This is a genomic window from Nostoc sp., assembly GCF_036917155.1.
In the GTDB taxonomy this organism is placed as follows: Bacteria; Cyanobacteriota; Cyanobacteriia; order Cyanobacteriales; family Nostocaceae; genus Nostoc.
Map to the genome: position 1 here is coordinate 1 of NZ_JBALDZ010000010.1, position 13,542 is coordinate 13,542.

The 13,542-nt window shown below is 42.7% G+C and carries 11 protein-coding genes and 2 pseudogenes; 8 read left to right on the forward strand and 5 right to left on the reverse strand.

Going from position 1 to position 13,542, the window contains the following annotated elements; genetic code table 11:
- Positions 1–276 precede the first annotated feature (276 nt).
- Complete coding sequence (psb32, locus tag V7K67_RS01135) at positions 277–1,017, reverse strand: photosystem II repair protein Psb32 (RefSeq protein WP_335164897.1); 741 nt, start codon at positions 1,015–1,017, stop codon at positions 277–279.
- Between the two features lie 764 nt (positions 1,018–1,781).
- On the opposite strand from psb32, the pseudogene V7K67_RS01140 reads away from it, so the two are divergent.
- From V7K67_RS01140 to V7K67_RS01150, 3 genes and pseudogenes are all read left to right on the forward strand, one after another.
- Positions 1,782–1,847 (forward strand): annotated as a pseudogene (locus V7K67_RS01140) (5'/3'-nucleotidase SurE); the annotation flags it as partial.
- Positions 1,848–1,850: 3 nt separating this feature from the next.
- Positions 1,851–1,949, forward strand: a pseudogene (locus V7K67_RS01145) (5'/3'-nucleotidase SurE); the annotation flags it as partial.
- A 204-nt stretch (positions 1,950–2,153) separates the two neighbouring features.
- The gene (locus tag V7K67_RS01150; RefSeq protein WP_334730888.1) at positions 2,154–2,777 is read left to right on the forward strand and encodes a hypothetical protein; all 624 of its coding nucleotides are present in this window, start codon (positions 2,154–2,156) and stop codon (positions 2,775–2,777) included.
- Between the two features lie 220 nt (positions 2,778–2,997).
- Here V7K67_RS01150 and V7K67_RS01155 read toward each other — a convergent pair whose 3' ends face one another.
- From V7K67_RS01155 to V7K67_RS01170, 4 genes are all read right to left on the reverse strand, one after another.
- The gene (locus tag V7K67_RS01155) at positions 2,998–3,387 is read right to left on the reverse strand and encodes a hypothetical protein (protein ID WP_334730887.1); all 390 of its coding nucleotides are present in this window, start codon (positions 3,385–3,387) and stop codon (positions 2,998–3,000) included.
- A 466-nt stretch (positions 3,388–3,853) separates the two neighbouring features.
- Entirely contained in the window at positions 3,854–4,204 is a 351-nt protein-coding gene (locus V7K67_RS01160; RefSeq protein WP_015136553.1) for a DUF1257 domain-containing protein, read from the reverse strand.
- A gap of 141 nt (positions 4,205–4,345) precedes the next feature.
- On the reverse strand, positions 4,346–5,857 hold the full coding sequence (gene ycf46 / locus V7K67_RS01165) for a stress-responsive protein Ycf46 (RefSeq protein WP_334730886.1): 1,512 nt from the start codon (positions 5,855–5,857) through the stop codon (positions 4,346–4,348).
- A gap of 78 nt (positions 5,858–5,935) precedes the next feature.
- Positions 5,936–6,289: a hypothetical protein gene (locus tag V7K67_RS01170; RefSeq protein WP_334730885.1), complete on the reverse strand. Its 354-nt coding sequence runs from the start codon at positions 6,287–6,289 to the stop codon at positions 5,936–5,938.
- Positions 6,290–6,924: 635 nt separating this feature from the next.
- On the opposite strand from V7K67_RS01170, the gene V7K67_RS01175 reads away from it, so the two are divergent.
- The 5 genes from V7K67_RS01175 to V7K67_RS01195 all read left to right on the forward strand — a co-directional run bounded on the left by V7K67_RS01175 (position 6,925) and on the right by V7K67_RS01195 (position 13,450).
- Positions 6,925–7,527 carry a hypothetical protein gene (locus tag V7K67_RS01175; RefSeq protein WP_334730884.1) on the forward strand — a complete coding sequence of 201 codons (603 nt, stop codon included), beginning with the start codon at positions 6,925–6,927 and terminating at the stop codon, positions 7,525–7,527.
- Positions 7,528–7,689: 162 nt separating this feature from the next.
- Positions 7,690–8,844 carry an NAD-dependent epimerase/dehydratase family protein gene (locus V7K67_RS01180; protein WP_179069093.1) on the forward strand — a complete coding sequence of 385 codons (1,155 nt, stop codon included), beginning with the start codon at positions 7,690–7,692 and terminating at the stop codon, positions 8,842–8,844.
- A gap of 12 nt (positions 8,845–8,856) precedes the next feature.
- The gene (locus V7K67_RS01185) at positions 8,857–9,501 is read left to right on the forward strand and encodes a DUF4291 domain-containing protein (protein ID WP_335164900.1); all 645 of its coding nucleotides are present in this window, start codon (positions 8,857–8,859) and stop codon (positions 9,499–9,501) included.
- Between the two features lie 6 nt (positions 9,502–9,507).
- Positions 9,508–10,638, forward strand: a complete 1,131-nt coding sequence (locus V7K67_RS01190; RefSeq protein WP_335164902.1) for a glycosyltransferase family 4 protein — start codon at positions 9,508–9,510, stop codon at positions 10,636–10,638.
- 217 nt (positions 10,639–10,855) lie between these two features.
- Positions 10,856–13,450: a GAF domain-containing protein gene (locus V7K67_RS01195; protein WP_335164904.1), complete on the forward strand. Its 2,595-nt coding sequence runs from the start codon at positions 10,856–10,858 to the stop codon at positions 13,448–13,450.
- Positions 13,451–13,542: the final 92 nt, after the last annotated feature.

The window sequence follows — 13,542 nt, forward strand, 5'->3', positions numbered from 1 at the left end:
AACTCCAAACTCCAAACTCCAAACTCCAAACTCCAAACTCCAAACTCCAAACTCCTAACTCCTAACTCCTAACTCCTAACTCCTAACTCCTAACTCCAAACTCCTAACTCCTAACTCCTAACTCCTAACTCCTAACTCCAAACTCCAAACTCCTAACTCCAAACTCCTAACTCCAAACTCCAAACTCCTAACTCCAAACTCCAAACTCCAAACTCCAAACTCCAAACTCCTAACTCCTAACTCCTAACTCCTAACTCCTAACTCCTAACTCTCCCACTACCCATCAGATGATGGATGATTTATCTGATAGATATAGTAAGTCGCCATTGGGATAACGGTGGCGGCAATTAACAATCCTACTACCCAAGCAGTAGCATTACCTTGGTCGGTTTCTTCTGCTTTCTTGAATGTGCCTCCAACAGGTACATTGTCAGTTATTTTAGGTGGCCCTGGATCGGCTTTGCCGGAGAGGACGGCGACAAGGCGATCGCTTGCATCGAGAAATGCCTGATTGTATTTGTTACCATTGCGTAATGGCACGCTTACTGTTTCAGTCGCTACACTCTCAGCAATAGCATCAGTGAGTAAAGGTTTAACTTCATCCCCTGTCAGAATTGCAGTACCATTGGTAACTGTGTCAATAACCAATAAGGTTTGATTCCCTTGGGCTTCTTTGGTGGGAAACCATTTTTCAAACAGTTCTTTGGTGAAGCTTTCTGGTGTTTCACCGTAGTCGAGGCGGCGAACAGTAACAATTCTGACTTCCTTATTTGTTTGCTTTGCCAAATCCTCGAAAGCGCTGCTAATTTTACCTTCATTCAGACGGCTGATAACTTCACCTTGATCCAAAACCCAGGTGTTATTCCCTGCTGTGAGGCTGGGTATTTGATACACACCTGTAGCTGAAGCAGGTGTGGCAAACAGTGAGGCTGCTAAAATAATAACCGTCACCAAAGGTAGAATTAGCTGAATGAGGTGTTTTTGACTGCTAAATACTTGTTTGAGGAGCTGTTTCATTGTGTGATTCCTAAGACAGACTTGCACCAAAAATACTACAGAACCACTGCAAAAATCACCTCTTTCCCGGTTTTCTCCAGTATGAAATTTCTACTACTTCTAGCAGATATACAGCAGATTGCAGGTAAGTAAGGTACAGATTTTAAGTACAAAGCCATATATCAAGAGACTTTCAACCCTGTTCCCTGTTCCCTGCTGTATATTACAGGGGATTTTTTGATTGCACAAACTTGTTCTGGGGGCGGCTGCAAGCATTAACTTGAGGCTAACACTCTTGCTAGTCACAAGAAATACCGCCCATTTTGGGAGTTAACCCAAATGCTTAGGGCGGAATTTGCAAACCATCTAGAAATCATATCTTATGATCAATATTTTTGGCAGAATCCAGTATATTTTTTCATATCTGCAAGTAGCTTTTCCTGCTTTACCCATTAGACATCTAAAGAATTGGCGTAGGAACAATACCCTGCGGGAAGCCGCTCCACGTCTACATGAATTGTCCCTATAAAGGGTTTCAGGTAATGCATATTTAATTTTCACTCCTATGTCTATTGATGGGTGATGTAGCGATCGCTGGTTTCTATGCAATATATTCTGAGCTTACCTAAGAAGCGATATATCTGCATTTTTCTGATATTTTAACTAAATCCATATCAATAATATACATAGGACTCCTATTCGATTTTTGGATAAAACTCGGTACATCTCTATTCCCTGTTCCCTTTCTTTACAAATGATTCAGAAATCAAATCGGATTGCCATACATGACTATAATACTAACTAACGACGACGGCATTGATGCCCCCGGTATCCAAGCTCTACTCAAAGCTGTTTATTATGTAGGGGAATATGGCAAACGCGATCGCACTCCTGGTAGCGATGTGGATGTCTGTTTTTCCGGCAATATCGCGGTGACACAGTTAAGGGTTTGACTTTACCTTCTGCGTTTCAGTACAGCCTAAATTTAAGCGTTATTTTAAAATTGGGGAGAGCTTGTAGGACTATTAATCTTACGGCTATTGGTTGGTGCGATCGCGATCGCAAGCAAAATTGCTGATGCAGTCAAAATTTTTCAGGTTTTGAAATCTGGTAAAGTTTCAGTGGTACTTAATACTAATTAAAAAAAGGAGAAAAATATGCAATTTCTCAAAATAGTTCTTGTCGCTTTTGTGTTGATGCTAAACCTGGTAATTGCTCAACCCTCTTGGGCAAGCAAGGATTTTACTAAGGGGGCTGACTATACTGAGGTAACTCAGGCACTCAATCAACTTCTAACTGTAAAGGATACACCTGAGCAAGCTGGCTATACACCTGAGCAGTTCCAGCAGCGACTAGCACAATTGCAATCTCAGAAAAATATCATAGAAACAGCTAGAAAGCGGGCGCAGTGCCGTAATGAAACTGGAAAGACTTTGGCTGTCTATGCCAACAAACCAAAAAAATCTCCAACCCAACTCTACTTTCTTGGTGCAGGAACAATCACGGATGATGATTGGGATTGCGATGGCATTTACTTACCCGCAGGTTCTCAAGTGGTTCTAGGCCCAAACACTCAACCACAAGAACTCACTGAACCAATCGCCATCCAGTTCGTTGATGGCACACAATCTCTTGCTAGAACCAATCCAGCCACCGGTGTCATTGAATTGAATGTTGAACCTGCCAAAGTATTCAAGGCGGGTGAGAGTACCTGGTTACTTCCCACTTATTCCCAAGCAGACATCGATACGCAAATTCCCACCCCACAACTCATTGACTAATCTCATCTAGATAATTCAACTTTTATGCACTTACCGCATAAAAGTTGAATTTAATTAAAGTAATAAAAATTGATAAGGTCAAATCAAACTTTGCTGTGGAACTTTCTATTGGTAAGGAACTGACAGTTAACCCAGTCAAATCTATTTCAGACATGGGAGCGTTCTGGAGGACAAACATCACCTGAAATAGTGGTGTATGACTGGTAGGTATCAAAGATTATTACTCAACTATTTCAACTTTTTTTGGGATTTCCACTTCTAGAACATCAGTACCTATTTCTGTGGTAAGTAGATTTTTTAGCTTCGCTTTTAGCTCCTCTGTAATGGATAAATCTTGAATTTCTTTGAGGAGAACTATCACAGATTCATTTTTGCTCCGTTCTGCATAAATGCCCTTAAGAATTGCTTCAATTCCATATCCGGCTATAGTATCCCCGACAACTGTTATCAGACCAAGTAGGGCTATACCTCCTACGATGCCGAAGGGACCACCCCAGGCTGTGATAATAGCTGCAACTGCGGCAGAGCTACCTTCTGAGGCGATTAGGAGAATCACTAGGATTACGCCAGGAAGACCTAGCCCAGCCAGTTTTTTTACGATTTCATCCATCGAAGCTACCTTAAATTATTACAGTCTTAGCTAAAAATAAACTGAACATCGATGATAACTCCTGACATTTATTAGTATCAGAAATTTACTTTGCCGATGATATATTTTATTAGACTTGAAGGAGAGTTTACTTTTAAATAAACAAACTCTGTTTATTTAAAGCTGTACTTTTTACTTGAACTTGTGAATTATCTCACCTTAGTCAACAAAATACAAGACCAGTTAAGACAGTTAAGAGATATCCACTCGGTAAATTGGGGTAGAAACAAAAAATTAAGATGTCAATTGGTACGTACTGCTAAGAAATCCAAATTAATTAAAGCCCTGCTTCTAGCACGGGGTTTTAAACCCAAATTTTCGATAAAAAATCAGGACTGAGAAATAAATCTCAGTCCCGATAAAAAAGCGGGCTAACCGCTATTTATATGGTTAACCCGTGCAGCTTTGGGAACGCGCAGAGAAATTGTTATTGCAATACCAACTTCACATTGGCGTTTTGCAAACCGCGCTGTTTTACTTCAGCCAAAGTTTTGTTAACGGCATACTTTTGGTTGATTGAGTTGATCAACTCGGTTTGGTTGTGCTTCTTAGCAACGCCCCACAAGTCAGCAATTAGGTCAAAAGAACCATCGCTGTTGCGAGACCAGCCGAGGTCATATTCGCCTTCCAACACGGCAACGATATCAGAACGGACACGCTGACCGTTATAACCACGGACATCAGCTTCAGTCTTTACGCTGATACCGAGGTCGCGCAAGGAAGCCTTGAGGATTTCGGCATCGGTGATTTTGGTACGCAGGGTGCTAAAGTGAGACATTTGGGTTTCCTCCAATGAGAAGATTGAGAAAAACGACAACGGTTTGTTTTGGGCGAAGCCGCGCTTAACAGGATGCGGCTTTTCTTATAACTGCTAGCATTTTCAGCTAGCCTTTCCCCCTGGGATGGCAGAGGAAAGCTTTTAAAACTCCATTCGCTGATATTCAGCTACGGAGGATGCTGCGGGGCGGGCACGCTGTCTGGCCCAATCTCTCAGAGCCGTTACTTGTTCTTGCATCGTTCGAGACAGCGGCAATGTTGCCTTCAGTGCAGCAATAATATCTAGTTGGGTGAACTCCCGATCTTGGGCAAAAGCTTCATACATTGCCGCAACGATCGCTTGCTCAACTTCTGCCCCAGAAAAGCCATCAGACATCTTGGCTAGTTGCTCAAGATCGAATCGAGAGATGTCTTCACGGCGTTTCGTCAGGTGAATATTGAAAATGTGTTGCCGTTCTTCCGGTGTTGGCAGATCGACAAAGAATATTTCATCAAAGCGTCCTTTCCTCAAGAATTCGCCAGGTAAGCGTTCTACTCGGTTGGCGGTTGCCATCACGAACACTGGTGATTTCTTATCTTGCATCCATGTGAGGAAGGAGCCGAAGATTCTACTTGAAGTCCCCCCATCAGAATCAGAGGAACCTCCACTACCAGCAAAGGATTTATCCAATTCATCGATAAATAAAATTGCTGGGGAAATAGATTCTGCTGTTTTCAGGGCGTTTCGCAGATTTGCCTCACTTCGTCCCACCATTGAGCCGTCGTAAACCCGCCCCATATCCAACCGCAACAGTGGTAAACCCCACAGCCGGGAAGTAGTTTTAGCAATTAATGACTTACCGCAACCGGGAACCCCTAAAATTAACATCCCCTTTGGTTGAGGCAAACCATACTCTCTCGCTCTTTCTGTAAAGGCGTTAGAGCGTTGCTTGAGCCATCTTTTTAACTCTTCTAAGCCACCTACAGCATCAATGGTTTCATCTTCTTCAATGTATTCTAAGATTCCATTGCGCCGAATTAGTTGCTTTTTCTCAGATAAAACGATATCTACTTCATCTTCCGTCAAACGCCCTGTAGTTACCTGTGCCTTTCGGTATACTTTCTCAGCTTCATCTTTAGTTAGACCTAAAGCCGCTCTGAGAAGTTTTTCTCTGGCTTCTGTTGTCAATCGGCGACCACGATTTTGCTCTATATGGTGAGTTAAGACTTTGTTCAACTCAGCCATATCTGGCAATGTAAAGTCGAGAACGACAACTTCTTTTTCCAGTTCTATAGGTACTTGCTGCATTGGAGACATCAAAATGATGTTCTTTTGCATACCTTTGAAACTAGCGATCGCATCACGTAACGATCTGTTAGTCGCAGGCGCATCTATAAAGGGGTGTAAATCTTTAAGAATAAATATACTTGGTTCTTTCTGCCGAATTATCCACTCAATCGCCGCCTCTGGAGACACGGTATTATGTTGGGTAACATTCCGGGGTTGACCATACTCGACAATCCCGTGTGTTACTGTCCAAATAAATACTCGGCGCTGGGGCTTTAACAACTGGGCGATTGTGGAAACTGCTAGCTCGGCCCGCTCTTCCTCGGAGGTCACAAGGTAGATTAAAGGGTATTGAGCTTGAATTAGGATATTGAGCTCTTCTTTCATACTTCGACCTACTTGAGACCTTATAGAGACAGTAGAGACATTGCTTCTGGTAAAGACAACCGAATCATGAATATTTATCTAGCAAGGAACTAACTCTTCCTCACCCTTGGGATTGGTTTCATCTTCATCCATCTCATCAATAGAAAGATGCTCTTGGCCAACTACTCCTGGTTGATTGCCTAAAGCAACCAGTTCCCCATCACGTAAGACTAGTGAGCTATCACAAGTCGGGCATGAATAAACCCTATGAGTCCGCCCATAACTAGAATCTTCTAACTCGTCAACTAATTCTTGATTAGACAGGTAAAAACCAAGGGCACGCTCGGCAAGTTCTGACATTGGCTCGGAATCGATTGCTGAACGAATCTTCAGTTTTCTGTGCAACTCTGACGACAAATACAAAGTGACCTTTTGCTTAGTTTGCGTTTGCATATAACTCTTTAACGGTCTTACCCGGGTATGTATATCAAGTTATCGGTTCTTTTCTTGCTTGTCAAGACAGTAAAACGTTTTAACGGCAGTTTCGTTACATTTATTTATATTTGGAGATGAGATGCTAATTAATCAGGCTGAAACTGGGAATTAGCGATCGCTAAACCAACAACAATAAAGTAATGATTGCCGGACTTGGCTTATTTTCTAGTGATTTGGAGCTTAAAAGGGAACAGGGAACGGGCAACAGGGAACAGGGAAATCCCCATAATTAAAATTAGGGGATTTGTACAAGGACGTATTTTTTCTTGCGCTACGCGTCCCCTTAAAAAATGTTTTTATTTCTTTCATAAATAAATTTAGGGGCTTGTACCCTAAATCTTCGGGGCTAATTCTTGCACTGTTCCCTGTTCCCTCTTCCCTGTTCCCGCCCCGAAGGGGCTTGGTCAGCGGATTAAAGTTGAACACCTTTCCGGTTGTAAACAACTTTAATGTGACCGAAGAGGAGTATCAAATTCTTAAAGAATACTCTCAGAAAAAAGAACTATCTATGGCTGAAATTCTTAGAGATTATATTAAGGTGTTATCTTTCAAGAAATAGCTTATTCCTTATACATCTATTCTCTCTATTGCCTATGGCAAAAATAGTTCATAGGTGTAATTGTCAATCGCCACCTTACATCCCCACCCTTAAGAGGGATGGGGTATTACGGCGTTCAGATAAAACCTGTAGTTTGGGGCGAAGAATTTATCGGTTTGCCGCCAGCGTTAGCGGAGTCATTGCCCTGCTAATAATCCTGTGGGCTTGTACTGCAAATGATTTTAACGCTGGAGCGATCGCCTGGAAAACTTATACTAACTCTCGTTATGGCTTTGAATTTCCATATCCGAGTAACTGGACTTCTTTAGCAGCCCCAGCAAATGATGATGGAATTGCGTTTATTTCACCACAGGATAACTCAGTGGAAATTCGGGGATGGGCAAGTCATCAGTTACCAAATTCGATTGTTACAGATCAAGAGTCTGTGAAAAAGATAAAACCCAATTTTCAAACCACCCAAGGAGTATCTGGGGTAGTAGTTGTAGAAGTTGATCAACAAGTAGGTTCCATGACACTGACCCTAACTCAGGGTCATGTAAAATACTATTTGCGGGGGCGAAGCAAGAGCCAAAAATTTCAAGATTACTATCGTTTGTTTTATTACATTGCCCAGCAGTATCAGATTACAAAGTCTTGAGTTATGGGGTATGGGGATAAAGGAGATGAGGGAGATGAGGGAGATTATAAAAAAGCTTGCCACCCTTCCTCATGCCCAATCTCCAATGCCCAAAAAGAATGATGATTGAAAGGGGACAGAAACCTGATAAATTTAGCTATCAGCGAGTAAAAACTGGTGAAGATGAAAGTCCTGGTTATTGGTGGTGATGGATATTGCGGTTGGGCAACTGCTCTTTACCTTTCCAATCGAGGTTATGAAGTTGGAATTTTAGATAGTTTGGTGCGGCGGCATTGGGATAATGAACTTGGTGTTGAAACTCTCACTCCGATCGCACTAATTCAACAACGTCTCCAGCGCTGGCAAGATTTGACAGGTAAATCGATTGACTTGTTCATCGGCGATATTACAAATTACGAATTTCTCCATAAAACATTACAGCAATTTCAGCCAAATGCCCTAGTGCATTTTGGTGAACAGCGTTCGGCTCCATTTTCCATGATTGACCGAGAACACGCAGTTCTTACCCAGGTCAATAATGTAGTTGGGACTTTGAACTTACTGTACGCCATGCGCGAAGATTTCCCAGATTGTCATTTGGTGAAGCTGGGGACAATGGGAGAATACGGTACACCCAACATTGACATCGAAGAAGGGTATATCACCATTGAACACAATGGACGCAAGGATACCCTACCTTATCCCAAGCAGCCTGGGTCAATGTACCATTTAAGCAAAGTCCATGATAGTCATAACATCCACTTTGCTTGCCGGATTTGGGGATTGCGAGCAACGGATTTAAATCAAGGTGTGGTTTATGGCGTCTTAACTGAAGAAACGGGGATAGACGAACTATTGATTAATCGGCTGGATTACGATGGTGTGTTTGGTACTGCCCTGAACCGCTTTTGTATTCAAGCAGCAATTGGACATCCGTTAACTGTCTACGGTAAAGGTGGACAAACTCGCGGATTTTTGGATATTCGGGATACAGTACGATGTGTGGAATTAGCGATCGCTAACCCTGCCGAAGCTGGAGAATTCCGCGTATTTAATCAATTTACCGAACAATTCAGCGTTGGCGAATTGGCATTGATGGTGAAAAAAGCTGGTAACGCTATCGGATTGAACGTAGAAATCAATCACCTAGATAATCCCAGAGTCGAGAAGGAAGAACATTACTTCAACGCGAAAAACACCAAATTGCTCGATTTAGGTTTACAGCCTCACTTGCTCTCTGATTCTCTACTCGATTCTCTGTTAAACTTTGCCATTAAGTATCAGAAACGAGTTGATCACAAACAAATTCTGCCTAAAGTCTCTTGGCACAGAAATTAGGATAAACTCTGCGTGCGGCTGATAACAGAACCTTATTTAACTCAAGTCAGTAATTGGCCTAAAAATGGTCGTCATATCTTAGCACAATATGACGACCATTCAATTGTTGTTTATCAGGCGTATCGTCCAGCTATTGCCGACTTCGCCGCTACCTATGGTTATTTTGGTGGTGAGTTTAGTTTTGACCGCATGAGTTGGATAAAACCTAACTTCCTCTGGATGATGTATCGTTCTGGATGGGGTACACAAAATGGACAAGAGGTAGTGTTAGCTATTTGGATGAAGCGTTCGGCTTTTAATGAAATTTTAGCGGCGGCTGTTCATTCCAGCTACGTTCCAGAACTTTATCCCGATAAAAGTACATGGCAAAAAGCATTGAAGCAATCACAAGTCCGCCTACAATGGGACCTGGACCATCACCCAACTGGGAAAAAATTAGAACGACGCGCTATTCAGTTAGGGTTACGTGGTGAAGTACTAGCTGCTTATGCCAAAGATTGGATTGTGAACATTGAGGACATCTCGGATTTTGTACAAAAACAGCGGCAAAATATTAAATCTGACTGTGCAGAGTTGATTACACCACAGGAGAGAGTCTATTCTGTGTTTGATACCGAAATGCAAGCAAAGCTGAGATTATCTGCCTGGACTGAATAGTTTTTTATGAGAATTGCTCTATTTACCGAAACCTTTTTACCCAAGGTTGACGGCATTGTAACGCGCCTACGCCATACTGTTGACCATCTACAGCGCAGTGGTAATCAAGTGCTGGTGATTGCCCCTGATGGAGGCATCACAGAACACAAAGGCGCTAAAGTTTACGGTGTTACTGGCTTTCCTCTGCCATTGTATCCAGAATTGCAAATGGCATTACCCCGCCCAGTTATTGGTTATGTTTTAGAAGAGTTTAAGCCTGATATTATTCATGTCGTGAATCCAGCAGTTTTGGGTTTAGCAGGTATATTTTATAGCAAAATCCTCAAAATCCCCTTAGTGGCGTCTTACCATACCCATTTACCCCAATATCTCCAACATTACGGTTTGGCAATGTTAGAAGGGTTTCTTTGGGAATTACTGAAAAGCGCTCATAATCAAGCAGCTTTGAATCTGTGTACCTCCACAGCAATGGTGGAGGAACTGACAGCACACGGTATTGAACGTGTAGATTTATGGCAGCGTGGGGTAGATACAGAATTATTTCACCCCGATTTAGCTAGTGTAGAGATGCGATCGCGCTTATCGCAAAATCATCCAGAAAGTCCATTGCTACTTTACGTTGGGCGGCTTTCCGCTGAAAAAGAAATTGAGCGCATCAAACCAATTTTAGAAGCAATTCCCCAAGGGCGGTTAGCATTAGTTGGGGATGGGCCCCACCGTCAAGCATTGCAAAAACACTTTGCTGGCACAAACACTTATTTTGTTGGGTATCTCATGGGGCAAGAATTAGGTTCTGCCTTTGCGAGTGCTGATGCCTTTATCTTTCCTTCCCGCACAGAAACACTAGGCTTAGTATTACTAGAAGCGATGGCTGCTGGTTGTCCGGTGGTAGCAGCCCGTTCTGGGGGAATTCCTGATATTGTGACAGATGGCGTAAATGGATATCTTTTTGAGCCAACAGCAGATATTCAAGGGGCATTAGCTGCTACTGTTCGCCTCTTGGAACAAAAACAACAACGAGATATCATCCGCCAAAATGCTCGCCAGGAAGCAGAAAGATGGGGTTGGGCAGCTGCCACCAAGCAGCTACAAGATTACTATCAAAAAGTGATATTTTCTGAACAGTTGGCAAAATAACAGGACGGGTACTGGGGACTAGGGACTGGGGAGTGGGGGGATGAGGGAGATGAGGGAGATGAGGGAGATGAGGGAGATGAAGGAGATGAGGGAGATGAAGGAGATGAGGGAGATGAAGGAGATGAGGGAGATGAGGGAGACAAAAAAATAACCATGCCCAATGCCCAATGCCCCATGCCCAAAATCTAAAATCTAAAATCTAAAATCTAAAATTCCCATGACACTCCCCAACCCTGGCAGCGTCTTGGCTACATTAACTGAACTAACTCAAGTTAATCGTACTCACGCCCTACTGCGTCGCGTTAAAGACTTATCTGTTAACGAATTTGTTTGCTTACTTGACTTCATAACTGCTGAGTTCCAACAATTTCTGAGAGCTATTGAACTAATCAATAACGAAGCTCTAGAAACTATGTTGGAGAAAGTATTAGAAGCTATCACCCTCAAAATCGGTCAAATTCTCCAAGCAGAACATACAGCCATTTTTTTAGTTGACTATGACAAAGGTCAATTGTGGTCAAAAGTTCCTCAAGATAATACCCAAAAATTCTTAGAAATTCGTACTCCCATTACAGTGGGTATCCCTGGTCATGTTGCGAGTACAGGTCAATATCTCAATATATCTGAAACTTATACTCACCCTCTATTTAGCCCAGAGCTTGAAAAACAAATGGGCTACAAAATACGTAACATTTTATGTATGCCCGTTATTAGTAGTAAAAACAAGACTGTAGCGGTAGTGCAACTTGCTAATAAAACCGGGAATGTTCCGTTTAATCATGATGATGAAGAACGTTTTCGAGACTTTGCCGCTTCTATTGGTATTATTCTAGAAAGCTGCCAATCTTTTTATGTCGCTGCTCGTAATCAAAGAGGCGCAACGGCTTTGTTGCGGGCAACTCAGACACTAGGGCAAAGTCTGGATTTAGAAGCAACTTTGCAAATAGTCATGGAGCAAGCTCGAATTCTTATGCAAGCAGACCGCAGTACACTATTTTTATATCGTAAAGAGATGAGCGAACTCTGGACGAAAGTGGCAGCGGCGGCAGATGGCACAAACTTGATAGAAATCCGTATTCCTGCTAGCCGTGGCATTGCTGGATATGTAGCTTCCACTGGTGAAGCCTTAAATATTTCTGATGCTTACAAAGACCCCCGTTTTGACCCAACGACAGATAGAAAAACTGGCTATGTAACTCGCAATATTCTGTGTTTGCCAGTATTTAATTCTGCAAATGAATTGATTGGTGTGACGCAATTAATTAATAAGCAGCAAGGGAGTTTTACTGCTTCTGATGAAGAGTTTATGCGGGCTTTTAATAATCAAGCAGGAATTGCCTTAGAAAATGCTCGTCTGTTTGAAAATGTGCTGTTAGAAAAACAGTATCAAAAAGATATTTTACAAAGTCTGTCAGATGCCGTGATTTCTACAGATATGGCAGGGCAAATTGTCACGATTAATGATGCAGCATTGGAGTTGCTGGGTTGTCCGATAGGAGACGCCAATAGCAAGAACAACAAGCTTTTGTGGGAACAAAATTTGATTGGCCGTCTAGTTTGGGAAGTTGTGCCGATTGAAAATCTCCAAATGCGACTAGAAGATAGTCTCAAAACTGGAGCTAAACATTATGTGCCAGAGCAAAGTTTGATGGTGGGACTTTATCAAGTACTGAGCAAAACTCAGGACTGGCTCAACGCCCCGCTAACACCAATCGGCACTCACCACTCAATTTTAGCAGTACGCGATCGCACTAACCCCGATATTTTCATTCCCTGGAATCAACCCCTCATTCCCCAATCTGAGTTTCTCACTGCTGATGAGGTACAAATATTAGAGCGCAGTACTAATCTCACTGTTAATCCCCTGACTAACCCAGAAGGCGGTGTACGCGGTGGTTTGGTGGTGTTGGAAGACATCAGTCAGGAAAAACGGATGAAAACTACCATGTCTCGCTACCTAACGCCTCATGTCGCTGAACAAGTGATGGCTCTGGGGGAAGATGCTTTAATGGTAGGTGAGCGCAAGGAAGTAACCATCTTGTTTTCTGATATCCGGGGCTACACAACACTGACGGAAAATCTTGGTGCAGCTGAGGTGGTATTGCTGCTAAATCAGTATTTTGAAACGATGGTGGAGGCAGTTTTTAACCACGAAGGTACTCTCGATAAATTTATTGGGGATGCCTTAATGGCGGTATTTGGTGCGCCGCTACCACTTACAGAAAATCATGCTTGGAGGGCTGTACAGTCCGCGTTAGATATGCGACAACGCTTGGAGGAATTTAACCAACGACGAATTATCCAGGCGCAGCCACAAATTCATATTGGTATTGGGATTAGTTCTGGGGATGTGGTTTCGGGTAATATTGGTTCCCGCAAACGAATGGATTACACCGTCATTGGAGATGGTGTAAATTTGAGTTCGCGCTTAGAGGCAGTAACAAAGGATTATGGCTGTGATATTATTTTAAGCGAATTTACTTACCAATTGTGCAGCGATCGCATTTGGGTGCGCCAGTTAGATAAAATTCGTGTCAAAGGGAAACACCAAGCCGTGAATATCTACGAGTTAATTGGCGATCGCACTACTCCCCTAGATACCAACACTCAAGAGTTTCTATTTCATTATCATACTGGACGCGCTGCTTATTTATCGCGCAACTTCTCACAAGCGATCGCCTGTTTTGAAGCCGCCAAATGCATCCAACCCCAAGACCAAGCTGTTGATATCCACCTAGAACGTGCGCGTAATTATCAACAAACCCCGCCCCCAAAGTTCTGGGATGGTGTCTGGACAATGCTTACTAAGTAGCCATTAGCCATTAGCCATTAGCCATTAGCCATTAGCCATTAGCCATTAGCCATTAGCCATTAGCCATTAGCCATTAGCCATTAGCCATTAGC

Coding starts and splice junctions, on each gene's coding strand:
- psb32 (WP_335164897.1), bottom strand. CDS start 1,017: ATGAAACAGCTCCTCAAACAAGTATTTAGCAGTCAAAAACACCTCATT.
- V7K67_RS01150 (WP_334730888.1), top strand. CDS start 2,154: ATGCAATTTCTCAAAATAGTTCTTGTCGCTTTTGTGTTGATGCTAAAC.
- V7K67_RS01155 (WP_334730887.1), bottom strand. CDS start 3,387: ATGGATGAAATCGTAAAAAAACTGGCTGGGCTAGGTCTTCCTGGCGTA.
- V7K67_RS01160 (WP_015136553.1), bottom strand. CDS start 4,204: ATGTCTCACTTTAGCACCCTGCGTACCAAAATCACCGATGCCGAAATC.
- ycf46 (WP_334730886.1), bottom strand. CDS start 5,857: ATGAAAGAAGAGCTCAATATCCTAATTCAAGCTCAATACCCTTTAATC.
- V7K67_RS01170 (WP_334730885.1), bottom strand. CDS start 6,289: ATGCAAACGCAAACTAAGCAAAAGGTCACTTTGTATTTGTCGTCAGAG.
- V7K67_RS01175 (WP_334730884.1), top strand. CDS start 6,925: ATGGCAAAAATAGTTCATAGGTGTAATTGTCAATCGCCACCTTACATC.
- V7K67_RS01180 (WP_179069093.1), top strand. CDS start 7,690: ATGAAAGTCCTGGTTATTGGTGGTGATGGATATTGCGGTTGGGCAACT.
- V7K67_RS01190 (WP_335164902.1), top strand. CDS start 9,508: ATGAGAATTGCTCTATTTACCGAAACCTTTTTACCCAAGGTTGACGGC.
- V7K67_RS01195 (WP_335164904.1), top strand. CDS start 10,856: ATGACACTCCCCAACCCTGGCAGCGTCTTGGCTACATTAACTGAACTA.